Source organism: Pseudomonas sp. MPB23 (assembly GCF_046605395.1).
GTDB lineage: Bacteria > Pseudomonadota > Gammaproteobacteria > Pseudomonadales > Pseudomonadaceae > Aquipseudomonas.
Map to the genome: position 1 here is coordinate 3182719 of NZ_CP176771.1, position 15703 is coordinate 3198421.

Annotated in this window: 14 protein-coding genes; 3 read left to right on the plus strand and 11 right to left on the minus strand. The window is 60.8% G+C overall.

Annotated features, from left to right (window positions below; genetic code table 11):
- Positions 1-3 precede the first annotated feature (3 nt).
- The 5 genes from ACLH0J_RS14855 to ACLH0J_RS14875 all read right to left on the minus strand — a co-directional run bounded on the left by ACLH0J_RS14855 (position 4) and on the right by ACLH0J_RS14875 (position 6236).
- Entirely contained in the window at positions 4-855 is an 852-nt protein-coding gene (locus ACLH0J_RS14855) for a fumarylacetoacetate hydrolase family protein (RefSeq protein ID WP_411392567.1), read from the minus strand.
- A gap of 224 nt (positions 856-1079) precedes the next feature.
- Positions 1080-2525 carry a carotenoid oxygenase family protein gene (locus tag ACLH0J_RS14860; RefSeq protein WP_411392568.1) on the minus strand — a complete coding sequence of 482 codons (1446 nt, stop codon included), beginning with the start codon at positions 2523-2525 and terminating at the stop codon, positions 1080-1082.
- A 45-nt stretch (positions 2526-2570) separates the two neighbouring features.
- A complete protein-coding gene (locus ACLH0J_RS14865) occupies positions 2571-3752 on the minus strand; it encodes an MFS transporter (protein WP_411392569.1) in 1182 nt (393 codons plus the stop codon).
- Between the two features lie 15 nt (positions 3753-3767).
- Complete coding sequence (locus ACLH0J_RS14870; RefSeq protein WP_411392570.1) at positions 3768-4760, minus strand: transporter; 993 nt, start codon at positions 4758-4760, stop codon at positions 3768-3770.
- 474 nt (positions 4761-5234) lie between these two features.
- On the minus strand, positions 5235-6236 hold the full coding sequence (locus tag ACLH0J_RS14875; protein ID WP_411392571.1) for a LacI family DNA-binding transcriptional regulator: 1002 nt from the start codon (positions 6234-6236) through the stop codon (positions 5235-5237).
- 245 nt (positions 6237-6481) lie between these two features.
- Between ACLH0J_RS14875 and ACLH0J_RS14880 the strand changes: the two genes are divergently transcribed.
- Entirely contained in the window at positions 6482-7813 is a 1332-nt protein-coding gene (locus tag ACLH0J_RS14880) for an MFS transporter (protein ID WP_411392572.1), read from the plus strand.
- A gap of 11 nt (positions 7814-7824) precedes the next feature.
- Positions 7825-9177, plus strand: coding sequence for an amidase (locus tag ACLH0J_RS14885; RefSeq protein ID WP_411392573.1), 1353 nt, complete (start codon positions 7825-7827; stop codon positions 9175-9177).
- 26 nt (positions 9178-9203) lie between these two features.
- On the opposite strand, the gene ACLH0J_RS14890 is transcribed toward ACLH0J_RS14885, so the two are convergent.
- The 6 genes from ACLH0J_RS14890 to ACLH0J_RS14915 all read right to left on the minus strand — a co-directional run bounded on the left by ACLH0J_RS14890 (position 9204) and on the right by ACLH0J_RS14915 (position 14502).
- Positions 9204-9956 (minus strand): amino acid ABC transporter ATP-binding protein, encoded by a 753-nt coding sequence (locus tag ACLH0J_RS14890; RefSeq protein ID WP_411392828.1) that lies wholly within the window; start codon positions 9954-9956, stop codon positions 9204-9206.
- Between the two features lie 56 nt (positions 9957-10012).
- Positions 10013-11254: an NAD(P)/FAD-dependent oxidoreductase gene (locus ACLH0J_RS14895; RefSeq protein ID WP_411392574.1), complete on the minus strand. Its 1242-nt coding sequence runs from the start codon at positions 11252-11254 to the stop codon at positions 10013-10015.
- A gap of 50 nt (positions 11255-11304) precedes the next feature.
- Positions 11305-12015 carry an ABC transporter permease gene (locus tag ACLH0J_RS14900; RefSeq protein WP_411392575.1) on the minus strand — a complete coding sequence of 237 codons (711 nt, stop codon included), beginning with the start codon at positions 12013-12015 and terminating at the stop codon, positions 11305-11307.
- A complete protein-coding gene (locus tag ACLH0J_RS14905) occupies positions 12012-12731 on the minus strand; it encodes an ABC transporter permease (RefSeq protein ID WP_411392576.1) in 720 nt (239 codons plus the stop codon). Before ACLH0J_RS14905 ends, ACLH0J_RS14900 begins: the two co-directional genes overlap by 4 nt.
- A 108-nt stretch (positions 12732-12839) precedes the next feature.
- Positions 12840-13598, minus strand: a complete 759-nt coding sequence (locus ACLH0J_RS14910; RefSeq protein ID WP_411392577.1) for a transporter substrate-binding domain-containing protein — start codon at positions 13596-13598, stop codon at positions 12840-12842.
- Between the two features lie 22 nt (positions 13599-13620).
- On the minus strand, positions 13621-14502 hold the full coding sequence (locus tag ACLH0J_RS14915) for a MurR/RpiR family transcriptional regulator (protein ID WP_411392578.1): 882 nt from the start codon (positions 14500-14502) through the stop codon (positions 13621-13623).
- Between the two features lie 147 nt (positions 14503-14649).
- On the opposite strand from ACLH0J_RS14915, the gene ACLH0J_RS14920 reads away from it, so the two are divergent.
- On the plus strand, positions 14650-15678 hold the full coding sequence (locus ACLH0J_RS14920; RefSeq protein WP_411392579.1) for an Ldh family oxidoreductase: 1029 nt from the start codon (positions 14650-14652) through the stop codon (positions 15676-15678).
- Positions 15679-15703 lie beyond the last annotated feature (25 nt).

The window sequence follows — 15703 nt, forward strand, 5'->3', positions numbered from 1 at the left end:
GGCTTATTGCTCGTCAGCGATGCTGTTACGCAGGATGCCGATGCCCGAGATTTCGATCTCAACGCTGTCGCCGGGTTTCATCCACACCGGCGGTTCGCGGAACGCGCCGACGCCCCCCGTGGTGCCGCTGACAATCACGTCGCCGGGCGCCAGTTCAGTGAAGGTGGAGCAGTATTCGATCAGGTGGCGCACGTCGAAAATCATGTCGCTGGTACGGGTGTGTTGCATCACTTCGCCGTTCAGCCGTGTGGTCAATTCGAGGTCCTGCGGGTCGCCGATTTCATCGCCGGTCACCAGCCAGGGACCGAAACCGCCGGTATTCGGGAAGTTCTTGCCCGGCACGAACTGAATGGTGTGCTTCTGCCAATCGCGCACACTGCCGTCGTTGTAGCAGGCATAGCCCGCCACATAGTCCAGCGCGTCGGCGGCCTTGACGTGGCGGGCCGCTTTGCCGATGACCACCGCCAGTTCGCCTTCAAAGTCCAGTTTGTGCGACGCCTTCGGACGAATGATCGGTTGCAGGTGCGCCGTTTGACTGTCTGCGAACCGCGTGAAAATCATCGGATAGGTCGGCATCTCCCGACCGGTTTCGCGCACATGGGTCGCGTAGTTGATGCCGATGCAGAGCACTTTGCCTGGGTTGGGGATCACCGGCAGGAACACCACTTCGGCCAACGGCATGCGTGGCAGCGTGGCCAGCAGGGCCGGTGTCAGTTCGGCCAGGCGGTTGGCGGCGATGGCCTGCTTGAGGTCGGCGCCGAAGGTGGATTTGACCGATTCCAGGTCAATCACCTGGTCACCGTCAACGACGCCGTAGGTGCTACGGCCCTGAACAGTAAAACTTGCGAATTTCATGCAGTGTCCTCTCAGAAAAAGGGCGCGGAAGATGGGGTCAATCTAGGCTTGTGCATAAATCCTGTAAAGTGGGATTTTTGCTTAAATCCTGCATTTAGGAATAAATGCGTTTTTTTCTGTTCGATCATCGGATAGAAGCCCAAACGCAAAAAGGCCCGGGCCATTCCAGCAAGTGGATGGCGACGGGCCTGCGCGGGTGGGAACGAGGTAAAAGCGCTATGGACCTAGCGTGGCGCCCAGCAGCCGTGCAGCGACATGCGCATGCGAAACGGCACTTTGATGCGTGCGATGGGGCCGGCGGCCATGTCGGTTGAATCCAGTATCACCAGCTCGCTGCGGCCTTCGGCAATCAGGTTGAGCAAACTGACCACGTAGCCATCGGCTTCCGGCGCGTCGGCAGAGCGGGGGATGAAAATCGGCTCCTGAAAGCAACCGCTATCTCCAGGAAACCAGGCATCGGTGATGCCGGTGGTCAGGTTGACATGCGCCAGCAGGTTGAAGAACTGAAACGGCATTGGCCCATTCGCCGGGTCATACGGGCGCTCCGGGTCAAAGGCCAGCAGGAACCCGTGTTCATACGGTCGACCGATATAGCGGTCATCGCACCGGGGAAACTCACAGGGGTAGTCCGTCAGTGGCTGCGGCTGCACCTCCTCCAGCCTGCCGTTCAGGTCAAAGACCCAGCGCATCAGGCTCGCCGCCAGGGTTTCCGGCGGCGGTACGAAACCGTCCGCCTGGGGAAAGAAGTAAAAGATATTGCCGCCGGTGACTGGCATGTCCAGGTAGACCTTGCCGTCTTTGTCGAAGGCGTTAAGCGTGTGGCCCTGGAAGCCGTCCTTGGGCCCTTTGAACCAGCGCACGTCTTGCGCGTGCCCGTGGCGGGGCACCACCGCAAACAACTGCGGCAGTTCGGGCTGCCACTGGAAATGCTGGCCGCCTTGTTTCATGCGTTCGACGTCCACCGTCAGGGGGATCAGCGGGAACACCACGTAATGCTCGGTGACCGCGAAGTCGTGGACCATGGCGGCGTAGGGCGCCTGGAACCAGATCTGGTGCAGCAGTTTGCCCTGCGGCGAAATTTCGAAATACGCCATGTCGGGGGTGCCATCGCCTTTGGCTTCATAGCTGAAGGCCAGCAGGTTTCCGCTCACCGGGTCGAGCTTGGGATGGGCGGTGAAGGTGGCTGAGTCGATCTGCCCGTCGAAATTCCACTCGCCGAGGGTTTCCAGGGTCTCTGGGTCCAGCGCCCATGGCATGGCATCTTCCTTGAGTGCCAGCAGGACGTTGTTGTGCGGGATCACGGAAGTGTTGGCCGTGGTGTTGTTTTTTGCCGCGAGGGGGTCGTTGGTGTAGACGTTGCGATACACGCCGTTGAGCGAACGTCCCTCGCGGCGCTGGGCCACCAAGCGATCCGTGAGGACATAGCGCCGGCGCAGCGAAACCCTGCCATCGGCGAAGGAGAAGCCGCTGACCATGGCGTCGCCGTTGAAGAAGATATCGGTGCCGAGCATGGGCGGGTACTGCGGGTCCGGCGAGACCTGATAAAAGGTCCCGCGGATCGCTTCAGGTACAGCGCCTTCGATCTCCAGGTCGAACACGTCGGCCTCTACACGGCTGGGGGTATACAGCGCGCCGGAAAACTCGGGGGTCTTGGGAAATGGAGTATTCATCGCGTCATCTCATTGATCCAGTGGGTTCACGTCAGGGCAGGGTATTCAGGCCGATTGCGGTGACAGGGCTTGCGTGCGAGGTTTGGCGCCTCGCCGAAAGCGCGCCACCACCACGCACGAAATGATCAAGGCCACGCCATACGCCGAGGCTGCCAGCCAGCCCACCGCGCGAAAATGCCCTTCGCCGACCACCAGCGCGGCGCCAAACGGGCCCAGCCCCTGGCCGACAAAAATCGCCGCGTTGCCCAGGCCGGCCAATCGACCGGAAGGGTCCAGTTCGGCTGCCATCGACAGCAGGTAAGGCAGGCTGAAAAACCACACCATATGGATCAGGCACGCCGTGGCGGCAAATGCGACGGTACTGTCGCCGTAGACCATCACCAGGGTCGCCAGCAATGCCGTACCAAAGCTCAGCAGTTGCGGAAACAACAGGCCCAGGCGGCGTCCCAACAACCCGGAGAGCCCCGCGCCCAGGGCGCCGGCGAGGATGCTGCCGCCGAGGATGGCGCCGATCTGCTGGGGTTCCAGGCCAATGCTCTTGCCGATGCGTTCCTGATACACCCACAGCGCGGAGTGCCCGAAAAACAACAGCGCAAACAACAGGATCAGCAGCACGGCGGTCAACCCGAACGGCTGAGCCGCGCCATGGGCGATGCGATGGGCATCAGGATAGTGCCTGGGGATTTTCCAGCAACCCAGCGCCGCGAGCAGGCTGGTGATGGCCAGCACGTAAAACGCGCCCTGCACGCCAAAGGCTTGCAGGAGCATCGGCATGGACGTCACCAGCAGCATGCCCCAGAGCAGGTTGCCGATATTGATGACCGCAAACGTCGCGTCTTTCGACCGGCGCAGCGCGGCCGTCGCATACACCACTGCCATGACCGCGCCACCGCTGGCACCGCAGATGATCCTGAACACCACCAACCAAGCCTGGCTGTGCAGTTGCGTGCTCGCCAGGTTGCCGGCGGCCAGGATCAGCAAGGCCGCCAGCGCAAAACGGCGGCGGTCGACCCGCGCCATGAACAGGGCACAGAGGCCGCAAGCCGCAGCCATCGCTATCAGCTCGGCGGCGAAGATCGCGCCGATGGCATTGAGCGGCAGCCCCCATTGATCAATCAACGCGCCGCCCAGGATGGGCTGGATTTGCAAGGTTCCCAGGGAAATGACCATCATCAGGCAGATCGCGCCCAGTGATTTCTTGCTGTCGATGGCGTCGAGCGCATTCATCACATATCACCTCAGTCAGAACTTGTGGACGTAGCGGACCTGCATGGCGTAATCCGTTTTGCTACGGTTTTCCACGCCGGTCTCTTTATAGGTATTGAGCCAGAAAGCCTGCTCTTCGTTGATTTTCCAGAACAGGCCCGGGCCAATGCCCAATACCTTCTCGCGCGAGTTACTCAAGCGGTCACCGTTGGCCTGGTCATCCGTGATTTGCCTGAAGTAATAGCCGTTGATCCCGAGCGAGACCTTCGGGAACACCTCATACGAGACGGTGAAGTTGGCCCAGGCCGATTGCCCCGCCTGGGTGTCGCGTACTGACTGCCCTTCAAAGACCTGCGCCGAGCTGCTGGCCGGGTCGTCGTTCTTGAAGTTGTACAGGTAGTTCAAGCGCCAGCTCATTTCCCAGCGCGGCGCCGGCATCCAGGTCGCGGCCCAGTAGGGGTTGAAGGAGAAGTAGTTGGAGCCGGGGTTCAAGTCCTTGTGCTTGTCATACTTGCCCGTGGGCAGGATGGTGTCGAAGGCAACCCGCTGCACGAACACCGGCCGGCCTTCGGCGTTGACGATCGGGTCGAACTGGATTTGGGGACCTGCTGTGATGTCACCCAGACCGACGCCGTTGTCCTTGAGCTTGACGCCGTTGTCGCCAAAGTCGCCGTCCAGGGACACCACCGGAACCAACAGGCTCCATCCCAGATGCGCGCCGCCGCCAATGGTGTCGGGCGAGTAATAGCTGAACTGGTTGATCAAGGTGATGACATTGATCTTCGGGTTATCGAAGTTGCGGTTGTCCTTGCCGCCATTGTCACGAATGCTGCTGGACGTACTGAACTTCAGATACGTCTGGTGCGTCAGCCCAGGTGGCCCGGCGAACCCGTCGTAGAAGCTGGTGCCGCCCAGATTGATACCGCTGGGCTGGCTGACGGTGGGCGGAGGAGGGCCGTCCGCGGCACTGGCAGCAGAGAATACGAAGCTGAGTGCCAGGCACGCTGGCAAGGATGGTGTCAGTCTCATTGACGTCGCTCTATTATTGGAGTTGTGAGCTGGGGTGTGCATCCCCTGGCGCTTCAACTTTAAAAGCAGAGCGTTGCGGTTGCTTGTACACAACGGTCAGAGTTGACTGAGAGCGTCATTTCGAAAGAGGCGTGGCCTGGCGGAACCCGATCATGGTTCGGGTCCAGGCTCAATGATCACCCCTGGGGGGAAAGTCTGTGGCGGCTACCAGAGATGGATTACCAATACCCCGATCACCGACATATTTTTTTGCGGCCTAAAAATCAAAGCCCTGAAGGTTCGCGGCTTCAGGGCTTCTATTTTCGCCTCCATCCCTTAATGTCTGGCGAACGTGGCGGCGAGGTTACCATCGCTGTTTCAGCCAATCACTACGCCGATAGGGGGATTGCGTTCGTTCATCGGACGCGGTTGAAGACACTGGCGATGTTACGTGCTCGTTTAAGTGCGGTTCTGATGGACGTGGCTACCGGCCTGTCAGTCAGTGCGACGCAACCGCGAGGAACTGGCCCGTACCTGTAACTGCGGCGCCAGGATAATCGACTCGGCGGGTTCGCCCTGAATGCGCTTGTGCAGCAACTCCACCGCATGCACGCCCATCTGCGCCAGCGGCAGGCGCACGCTGGTCAGCGGCACGAACAGTTCCTTGGCCAGCGGGATGTCGTTGAAACCCACCACGGCAATGTCCTTGCCTGGTTCCAACCCCTTGTCACGCGCCGCGCCCATCAGGCCGATGGCGAGGAAGTCGTTGACCGCGAAAAACGCCTGCGGGGGAGGGTTGAGTCCCAGCAGATACTCGCCTTGCTGGTGCCCGGTGAGGCTGTCAAAACGGCCATTGAGGATCCACTCTGGACGCAGTGTTATACCTTGCTCGCGGTAATAACGGATGAACCCACGGGTCCGATCTGCGCCGGTGGACGCGTGCCGTTCGCCGGCCAATATCGCTACCTCGCGGCAGCCCTGTTGGTACAGATGTTCGGCCGCCAACCAGCCGCCCATTTCGTCGTCGCTGCCCGCCGTCAGGTGCCCGGCAATCTGGCGGCTGACGAGCACGTAGGGAATGTGTTTGCGTTGAAGCAAGTCAAGCAATGGCTGGGTTTCACCCACGTGAGAGTCACCGACGATCAGCCCGGCCACCGAACGGCGTAAAGCGTGCTCGGCACGTGCCATTTGGCGCACCTGCTGGTCGTCGGTGTTGGAGACGAAGGTGAGATAGCCCGCTTGCTCGGCCGCGCTGTCGATACTGTCGTAAATGGTCGCCATCACCAGGTCGGTGAGGCGTGGCATGAGTACGCAGATTTCCTGACTTTTACGCAACTTCAGGTTGGATGCCTGCGTGTTCGGTTGATAATCCAGCTCTTTGGCCAACGCACGAATACGTGCCACAACCTCAGCCGAAGCCGCGCGCTCCACCCCTGCCGGGTCGCCATTGAGCACGCGCGACACCGTAGAGACGTGTACCCCGAGAGCAGTCGCCATGGACTTCAGTGTGGCGGGGCGAGATTGATTCGGCATGTCTGAGAGGCTTCCAAGCTTTTATTTCCGGCGCGCGATTCTATCTCAATCGATGCGCCAGCCCTCGAAATAAATCTTTACCCAAACGATTGACTAACACTTTTTCAATCTCTACATTTTGCCAACCCAAACGTTTGGGTAAAACAATAAAAATACGCCGGACGCGGCCGATTTTTTGACTTCTGCCGTCATTTGAAGAGTCAGATCCTATGAACAGTCCCGCTATCCCGCGCTTGCGCTACCAGATTTTCTTCCTGATCATGCTGATGGCATTGCTCAACTACATCGACCGTGGCGCGATTTCTTATGCCTCGGCGAGCATTCTTCCCGAGTACGGCTTCGACAAGGCTGACTGGGGCAATGTGTTGGGTTTTTTCGGCTACGGCTACATTCTCGGCGCGCTGATCGGCGGCATTCTGGCCGACCGTTTTGGTGCCAAGCGCATCTGGCTGATTGCCGGTGGTACCTGGTCGATCTTTGAGATTGCCACCGCGTTTGCAGGTGACTTTGGGCTTGCGTTCATGGGCGGCTCGGCCATGGCCGGTTTCGCCACCATTCGCGTTTTGTTTGGCTTTGCCGAAGGCCCGGCGTATTCAGTGATCAACAAGAGCGTGGCTAACTGGGCGACGCCCAAGGAGCGAGGCTTCGTGGTCTCGGTCGGCCTGCTGAGCACACCCCTTGGCGCGCTGCTCACGGCGCCGGTGGCGGTGGGCCTGCAAACCCTGACCGGCGACTGGCGCAGCATGTTCGTGGTGCTGGGCGTGATCAGCCTGGCGCTGCTGATTTTCTTCATGACACGCTTCACCAACACCCCGGATGAGAACCCGCGGATGTCCAAGGCCGAGCTTGAGTTCTTGCACAAGGAGCGTGCGGCGCAGACCGCGGCCTCGCCTCCTGGCACCAGCGTTACGCCGGTGTGGCATTTCTTCAAGAACAAGGACCTGCTGCTCAACGCTGTCGGTTATTTCTCGTTCGTGTATGTGACCTTCCTGCTGCTGACCTGGACCCCCAAGTACCTGCAGGACGAGTTTCACTACAACCTGTCGTCGTTGTGGTACATGGGCATGATCCCGTGGACCGGTGCCTGTTTCACCGTGTTGCTGGGCGGCAAGATATCCGACCTGCTGCTACGCCGCACCGGCAACCTGAAGGTGGCGCGCAGTTGGCTGGCCGCGACGTGCCTGTTGTTGACCACCTTGTGCTTCATCCTGGTATCGCAGGCCGAGACGGTGTGGGGTGTGATTGCCCTGATGACGGTGGCCAACGCCCTCAATGCGCTACCGAACTCGGTCTACTGGGCCGTGGTGATCGATACCGCACCGTCGAACCGCGTGGGCGCCTACAGCGGCATGACCCATTTCATTGCCAACACCGCCTCGTTCATCGCGCCGATGCTGACCGGCTACTTGACCGTTCGCTATGGCTACTCGTCGATGTTCGTCGCGGCGGCGGTGGCCACGGCGCTGGGCATGGGGGCGATGCTGATGGTGCGTCCCGGCAGTCGGCACGTTGCGCTTTCCCCTTCAACCGCCGCAGTGTGATGGATGTGTGTATGAAGCTGACGAAGCCTACCCATGCGGGCTATTTTTGCGGGCAATCGGTCATTGATCTGGCTCAGCGCCTTCGTGCCGGCAGCCTGACGAGTGTCGAACTGACCGAGGCGGCCCTTGACAGCATCAAGCGCCTGAACCCGATCCTGAACGCCTTCGTTTGTGTCGATGCCGCCGTGGCGCTGGCGCAGGCGAGCAAGGCTGATGAACTATTCAAACAGGGCCTGGACCTGGGGCCGCTGCAGGGTATTCCGGTCGCGGTCAAAGACAACATCGATACGTTCGACCATGTCACCACTTACGGTTCGGCACACTTCGCCGGTTTCAAACCCGAGCGCGATGCGGTGTGCGTGCAGCGTTTGCGTGAGGCCGGCGCAGTGATCGTGGGCAAGACCCTGACGCATGAATTCGCCTACGGGCCGACGGGCGACCGCTCGCTGCAGGGCGCTGCGCGCAATCCCTGGGACGCCACCTGCATCACCGGCGGCTCGAGTGCCGGCAGCGCCGCCGCAGTCGCCAGCGGTATGGTGCCGCTGGCGCTGGGCACCGATACCGGAGGGTCGATCCGTATTCCCGCGGCGTTGTGCGGCGTGGTCGGCTTCAAGCCATCGTTTGCCAGCGTGCCGCTGGAGGGCGTGTTCCCGCTGGCGTCGAGTCTCGACCACGTGGGCCCGATCGCCAACTCTGTCGAGGACGCGCGCCTGGTGTACGAGGTGATCGCCGGGCGGCGGTGTGCAGCGTCGACTGACGCCAGACCGTTGCGGGTTGGCTGGATCACATCCGGCAGCTTCGGCCCGGTTGACGCAGAGCTGGACAGCCAGGTGTACCAGGCGGCGCAACAGCTCTTTGACGAGGGCCTGCAAACGGTTGACGAACTGGCGCTGCTGTCGGCCGAAATGAAAGCGACCTTGCTGATGCTGCAACGTGCCGAGGCTTTCAACGTCCACGCCGAGCGCATGCAGTGTGCGCCGCACCTGTTCGAGGACGAGGTGCGCGAGCGCCTCGAGTTGTCGGGTGAAGTCAGGGGCTGGCAATACATCCGCGCCCAGTCCAGCCAGGCACGGCTCAAGGCCGCGATAGCGCAGGTCTTCGAGTGCTATGACTTGCTGGTCTCGCCCTGCGTGCCGATCACGGCGACGCCGGTGGATGCCCGTGCGGTGCAGATGGGCGCGCAGGATATGGATGTGCGCGCCGCCTTGCTCAGTCATACCAGTGCCTGGAACCTCACCGGGTTACCTGCAATCAGCCTGCCGGTGGGGCTGGTGCGGGGGATGCCAGTGGGGCTGCAGGTCACTGGCGCGGCGGGACAGGATGATCGATTGTTGTCGCTGATGGCGCAACGATTCGCCCGGTAATGCCGTTGCTCCAGGTGTGCTGAGCGCTAATGCAGAATCTGCGCAAGAAAGCTCTGCGCCCTGGGGCTTTGCGGCCGATTGAAGAAGGCCTCTGGTGGGCTGTCTTCAATGATCCGGCCGCCGTCGAGAAACAGCACCCGCTCCGCGACCTGCCGGGCAAAGCCCATTTCATGGGTGACGCAGAGCATGGTCATACCGGTGTCGGCAAGCTTGACCAACACATCCAGCACCTCGGCGACCATCTCCGGGTCGAGGGCCGAGGTCGGTTCATCAAACAGCATGATCCTCGGTTTCATGCACAACGCTCGGGCAATGGCCACGCGCTGCTGTTGTCCACCGGACAACTGGCTGGGGAACTTGTCGGCCTGGCTCTCGATGCCGACTTTGTTCAAATAGAAACGGCCCAGCTCTTGCGCCTCCTTGCGCGACAGGCCACGCACCGACATTGGCGCCAGCATGCAGTTTTGCAGGACGCTCAGGTGCGGGAACAGGTTGAAGTGCTGGAACACCATGCCGATCTCGCTACGCACCTGCGCCGCCTGGCGGGTGTTCAGCGCCAGGTCGGTGTCGTTGACCCGGATATGGCCTTTCTCGGCGATTTCCAGGCGGTTGATACAGCGGATCAGGGTGGATTTCCCAGAGCCGGAAGGTCCGCACAGCACGATGCGTTCGCCTTCGCGCACCTTCAGTTCGATGTCATGCAAGACATGATAGGCGCCGTAGAATTTGTTCAGCCCTTCAATACTGACCACTACAGTGCGCGTGTTTGGCAACGCCATATTGCCGGGCAGGTGAAGCAGGGGGGGGGTCGCAGGCATGACGGTCGCTCCGCAAGTCAGTGGAATCGCTGCGCGCTGTAAGGCGCCGGATCGGTAAAGGTAGGAGCGCCGGTAAGCATCTCGGCGAGCAGGCGCCCGCTGACCGGGCCGAGGGTCAGGCCGTGGTGGGCATGGCCGAAGTTGAACCACAGGCCGGGGTGATGCGCCGCCGGGCCGATCACCGGGCGCATGTCCGGCAGGCACGGACGGCGGCCCAGCCAGGGTTCGGGGTCCAGTCGTTCGCCGAGTGGATAGAGTTTGCGCGCCAGGGCTTCACAGCGACTGAGCTGAATGTCATTGGCCTGGTCGCTGCTCTCGGCAAACTCGATGCCCGTGGTCAAACGGATCCCCTGAGCCATCGGTGCCAGCACATAGCCGCCCTGCGCATCGCAAATCGAGTGCTGCAACTGCGCGCCGTCCAACGAGCTGTAGTGCATGTGGTAGCCGCGCTTGATCGCCAGCGGAATACGATAGCCCAGCGGCTTGAACAGCTCGGGCGCTTGTGGGCCGAGGGCGATTACCGCCTGTTCGGCACTCACCGGGCCTTGTTCGGTCTGCACCTGCCAGCGGCCATCGAGCTGTTTCAGGGTCAGCGCATCGCCCTGGATGAAGCGTCCGCCACGTTTGATAAAGAGCGCGGCGTAGCCACGGGTCAAGGCTCCCGGATCGCTGACGGTTTTCGGATCAAGCCAGTGAATGCCGCCCACCGCCTGGTCGCGCAGTGACGGTTCATGGGCGTGCAATTGCTCGCCGTCCAGCACTTCATAACGCAAGCCATATGGCTGCAAGGCATGGGCATCGGCCTGAGCCTTGCTAAAGGCCGGTTGATTGCGAAACACCTCGATCCAGCCATTGGCTTTGATCAGATGCCCCATACCGGCGGCCTCGATCAGCACATCGTGTTCATCCACGCAACGCTGCACCAACGGCAGCATGGCGCGAGCGGCCTGGTTCAACCGGGTCGGTGACGAGTTCTGCCAGTAGGTGAACAGCCAGGGCGCGACTTTGGGCAGGTAGCGCCAGCTGTAACGCACATCGGATTGCTGGTTGAGGCTATAGCGCACCAGGCTTGTCAGTTCTCGCGGGAATGCATAGGGAATCACACTGGAGCGTTCGATCAACCCGGCATTGCCATGGCTGGTGCCGTTTCCGGGTTGCTGGCGGTCGATCAGGATGACCTGAACGCCACGCGCTTGCAGGTGCAGTGCAGTACAGACGCCGACAATCCCGGCGCCCAGAACGATGGTTTGGCAGTGCATGAAAAATTCCTTGTGACACGTCGTGCAGGAGGACGGGTAAACGACAGGCATCAAAGCAGATGGCGGCCAAGTCGCGCTTCGACGCGCTTGAGGACGCGGCGGATGATTTCGACGATCAGCAGATAAAGAACGGCTGCCCACAGGTAAACCTGGAAATCGAGGCTGCGCGAGAAGGCCAGCTTGGTCACGCCCATCAGGTCGTAAATGGTCACCAGCGAAGCGATGGCGCTGGCCTTGACCATCAGAATCAGCTCGTTACCCAGCGGGCCGATGGCGACCAACAGCGATTGCGGCAGGATGACTTTGAAGAATGTCGTTGAACGTTTCAGGCTCAAGGCCTTGGCCGCTTCATGCTGCCCCAGGGAGACCGAGAGCAGGCTGCCGCGGAAAATCTCGGCCTGATAAGCCGCCGTATTCAAGGTGAAGGCCAGCAGCGTGCACATCCACGCATCGCGGAAAAACCACCATAGCCCCACGTCTTGCCAAAATTCCTTGAATGACCCCAGGCCGTAATACAGCAGGAACAACTGCGCAAGTAATGGCGAGCCGCGAAAGCAGTAGACATACAGCGCGCTCATGCGCTGCAACAGCAGGTTGTTGGACACCCGGGCCAAGGCAATCAGCAGGCCGAGCAGGGCGCCGAGTGTGAATGAAATCGCCACCAGCTTACCCGTGACCAGCAAGCCTTCGAGCATTCGCGGGCCATAGCGTTGTAACAGGTCGAGGTCGATCAGCCCCTGCGCAAAATTTTCCAATGTCATGGTCGTGCGCTCCGCAGATGCCGACTGAAGTGCCGCTCGATCCACGCGAACGCGCGCCCCGACAGCGCCGAGAAAAACAGGTAGCCAAAGCAGGCCACGGCATAGAAGAACAACGGCTCCTTGGTCACGCTCACCGCCAGGTTGGTCTGGCGCATCAGATCGACCAGAGAAATGGTGGAGACCAGCGACGTGTCCTTGAGCAGCGACAACCAATTATTCGACAGTCCGGGCAAGGCGATGCGCACCAGTTGCGGGAACACCACTTTGCGAAAGGTCGTGGCCTTGCTCAGCCCGAGTGCGGCAGACGCCTCGTACTGACCCTTGTGTACCGTCTTGAACGCACCGAGCCAGATCTCGCTGGAGAACGCGGCAAAGACGAAACTGAAGGCGATCATGGCCGCCAGAAAGGTATTGATGGTGACCTGTGTTTCGTAGCCCATCGCGGCGAGGATTTTTTGGGCGCCAATCTGGCAGCCGTAATAAATGATCAGCAGCGTCAGCAACTCCGGCAGGCCGCGAAACACCGTGGAAAACAGCGTGGCGAATGAACGCAGCCAGGGTTTTTTCGAACGGGCGGCCAAGGCCAGCCCAAGCCCCAGGGGCAAGCCGACCGGCAGGCAGGCCAGCGCCAGCCCCAGGGTCACCAGCGCTCCGGCCAGCAGCGCTTGCCCCCAGCCACCGCTGGCAAACGACAACAATGATAGATGTTCGATCATGCTCGAACCCTCGTGAAAGCACATCGTGGGATGAGCACTGGCGCACCCGCGTCCGGCCAGACTGGGCTCAGGCAGCGGGTGGACCGTCAGTGCTCCAGAGGCGACGAATCAGTGATAGATATCGAAAGCAAAATACTTGCTGGAGATCTTCTGATAGGTGCCATCGGCCACGATTTCATCGAGGGCTTTGTTGAAGCGTTCACGCAGCGCGTCGTCTTCCTTGCGCACCGCAATCGAGGCGTCGGCCTGGGTGCCATTGACGTCGCCGAGCATTTTGCAGCAGCTCTTGCCGGCCTTGTCGATCCAGTCGGCGAGCGGGAATTTGTCGGCAATCACACCGTCGAGCCGACCAGACGCCAGGTCGCTGTTGGCCTCGTCCAGCGTCGGGTAGAGCTTCACATTGGCGCCGGCCTTGCCGTAGACGTCTTCAGCATAAATGGACTGGGTGGACGAGGATTGTGCGCCGACGGTTTTCCCTTTGAAGTGGGTCTGCGCGTCGCTGATGTCCGAGTCTTTGGGAACCGCGACTGACAGTGGGGTTTTGTAGTAGTGATGGGTGAAGCTGATTTTCTTGCGGCGCTCTTCGGTGTCGATCATCGACGCCACCACCGCGTCATATTTCTTGGCCATCAAAGCCGGAATGATGCCGTCCCAGTCCTGTGCCACCAGGGTGCATTGGGCCTGCATGCGCTCGCACAGGGCGAGGGCGATATCGACGTCAAAGCCATGGAGCTTGTTATCCGAATCCACATAGTTAAAGGGCGGGTATGCACCTTCAGTGGCGATTTTCAAGACGTCAGCCTGAGCGATACCGACACTGGCGGCGAATATTGCACACACACTTGCAAAGCGAATGACTCGTTTCATCGTTGCCTCTCAATCTGCTGGCCTATTGCTCTTGTTTGCTCGCGAGTGACGATGTGTAACCCACGAACTCGTTGTGTAGCGCGGCAGTGGCTTCCAAGCGTTTCTCAACATCGGGCCCGAGTTTCTTGCAGACCTCGTTGACCATCAGGTGAACCAGCGACAGCATCGCCGACGTCGATTCCCAGAAAAGATTGAATTCGGTAGGCAGGCGAAAGACCTCGTCGGCGTGCAGCTCGGCCCAGTCGCAAAAGGTGTCGGTGATCAGCGTCACCGGAATGCCCGCGGCCCGCGCCTTGCGGCACAGGGTCAGGGCGTGGCGCGAATAGCGGCGCGCCTCGAACACTACCAGGGCGGTGTGTTCAGGGTTGCTAAGCAATACATCGCCGAAATGCCCGGCAGAGCCGTCCACCCCCTGCACGCCATCGCGCAGGTACTGCAACAGGTGCACCATCGAGAGGGCGATGCCGCGTTCGGTCTGAAAGCCGGCAACGAAGATTTTGGGTGTTTCAGCCAAGCGTTTGGCTACGGTATCCCAGGCCGGCGTCTGGCTGTGTTCATAGACGCTTACCAGCGCGGCGACTTCCAGTTCCAGGCTGCGTGAAGGTCCTTGCGGGTCGTGGCTCTGTTGCTGACGGAACTCTTGCAACCGGTCGCCCACCAGCCACGGGCCATCGCCGAGGTCATCTTTCAGGTCGTTTTTCAGATCCTTGAAATGGCTGTAGCCGAGTGAACGGCAAAAGCGTCCGACGCTCGATTCGCTGACCCCGAGTTTCTGGGCGATATCGGCGGCAGTCTGAAAGGGCAGCTCATGCAGGTTGGCGAGCATGTACGTGGCAATCGTCCGACCGGAAGCGGCAGCTGTAGACAGGCTGTTTTCAAGGCGTTGTTTGATCGGTTGGCTCACGGTACGACTCGCTGTCTTTTTTGCTTGCGATAGAAAATGAATGTTTTCTGTCATCAAGTCAACAATTGACAGTTTGCTGTCACCTCTGGATAGTCAAATGCCTGCAACGGCCATCGCGTTGACCGACCTCGACCTGGGAGTTTTCATATGTCTTCACCTGCACGCCCTGCCTTGGCGCACATTGCTTTCAGCGATCTGGTTGTGTTGCTGCGCGCTATTTTCGAGCGCCATGGCACTTCGGCCGACGTCGCTGCGGTCCTCGCCACTAACTGCGCCAGTGCCCAGCGCGACGGCGCTCACAGCCATGGGGTGTTTCGCATGCCCGGCTACGTCTCTACCCTGGCCAGCGGCTGGGTCGATGGGCGTGCGGTGCCGGTGGTCGAAGATGTGGCCTCGGGTTATGTCCGGGTCGATGCCCGCAACGGTTTCGCCCAACCGGCCCTGGCCGCTGCTCGCGGGTTGTTGCTGGAAAAAGCCCGCAGCGCCGGGATTGCCGTGTTGGCGATTCACAACTCCCACCATTTCGCGGCGCTCTGGCCAGATGTCGAACCCTTCGCCGAGGAAGGGCTGATTGCCTTGAGTGTGGTCAATAGCATGACCTGTGTAGTGCCCCATGGCGCTCGACGACCCCTGTTTGGCACCAACCCGATCGCCTTCGCTGCGCCTTGTGCCGCAAGCGCGCCGATCGTGTTCGACATGGCGACCAGTGCCATGGCCCATGGCGATGTGCAGATCGCGGCGCGTGCGGGTGAGACCTTGCCGCAGGGCATGGGGGTCGATAGCCAGGGGCTGGCGACACAGGACCCCAACGCCATCCTCAACGGCGGGGCACTGCTGCCGTTTGGCGGACACAAGGGCTCGGCCCTATCGATGATGGTGGAGTTGCTGGCGGCCGCCCTGACCGGTGGCAATTTCTCGTTTGAGTTCGACTGGGATCAGCACCCCGGGGCGAAAACGCCGTGGACCGGGCAACTGATTATCGTGATCGATCCGCGCAAGTCCGTGGGTGAGAGTTTTGCCCGGCGTGCCCAGACCCTGGTGGCGCATATGCATGAAGCCGGCTTGTCGCGTATGCCGGGCGAACGTCGTTACCGCGAACGTGAACATTCCGCGCAGCATGGCGTGGCAATTGCGGAGCAGGAGCTTGTGCAACTGCGGGCTATGGCCGGGGAATGAGGCGGCCGACAAAAGCATCCGCGCG

Coding starts and splice junctions, on each gene's coding strand:
- ACLH0J_RS14855 (WP_411392567.1), bottom strand. CDS start 855: ATGAAATTCGCAAGTTTTACTGTTCAGGGCCGTAGCACCTACGGCGTC.
- ACLH0J_RS14860 (WP_411392568.1), bottom strand. CDS start 2,525: ATGAATACTCCATTTCCCAAGACCCCCGAGTTTTCCGGCGCGCTGTAT.
- ACLH0J_RS14865 (WP_411392569.1), bottom strand. CDS start 3,752: ATGAATGCGCTCGACGCCATCGACAGCAAGAAATCACTGGGCGCGATC.
- ACLH0J_RS14870 (WP_411392570.1), bottom strand. CDS start 4,760: ATGAGACTGACACCATCCTTGCCAGCGTGCCTGGCACTCAGCTTCGTA.
- ACLH0J_RS14875 (WP_411392571.1), bottom strand. CDS start 6,236: ATGGCGACTGCTCTCGGGGTACACGTCTCTACGGTGTCGCGCGTGCTC.
- ACLH0J_RS14880 (WP_411392572.1), top strand. CDS start 6,482: ATGAACAGTCCCGCTATCCCGCGCTTGCGCTACCAGATTTTCTTCCTG.
- ACLH0J_RS14885 (WP_411392573.1), top strand. CDS start 7,825: ATGAAGCTGACGAAGCCTACCCATGCGGGCTATTTTTGCGGGCAATCG.
- ACLH0J_RS14890 (WP_411392828.1), bottom strand. CDS start 9,956: ATGGCGTTGCCAAACACGCGCACTGTAGTGGTCAGTATTGAAGGGCTG.
- ACLH0J_RS14895 (WP_411392574.1), bottom strand. CDS start 11,254: ATGCACTGCCAAACCATCGTTCTGGGCGCCGGGATTGTCGGCGTCTGT.
- ACLH0J_RS14900 (WP_411392575.1), bottom strand. CDS start 12,015: ATGACATTGGAAAATTTTGCGCAGGGGCTGATCGACCTCGACCTGTTA.
- ACLH0J_RS14905 (WP_411392576.1), bottom strand. CDS start 12,731: ATGATCGAACATCTATCATTGTTGTCGTTTGCCAGCGGTGGCTGGGGG.
- ACLH0J_RS14910 (WP_411392577.1), bottom strand. CDS start 13,598: ATGAAACGAGTCATTCGCTTTGCAAGTGTGTGTGCAATATTCGCCGCC.
- ACLH0J_RS14920 (WP_411392579.1), top strand. CDS start 14,650: ATGTCTTCACCTGCACGCCCTGCCTTGGCGCACATTGCTTTCAGCGAT.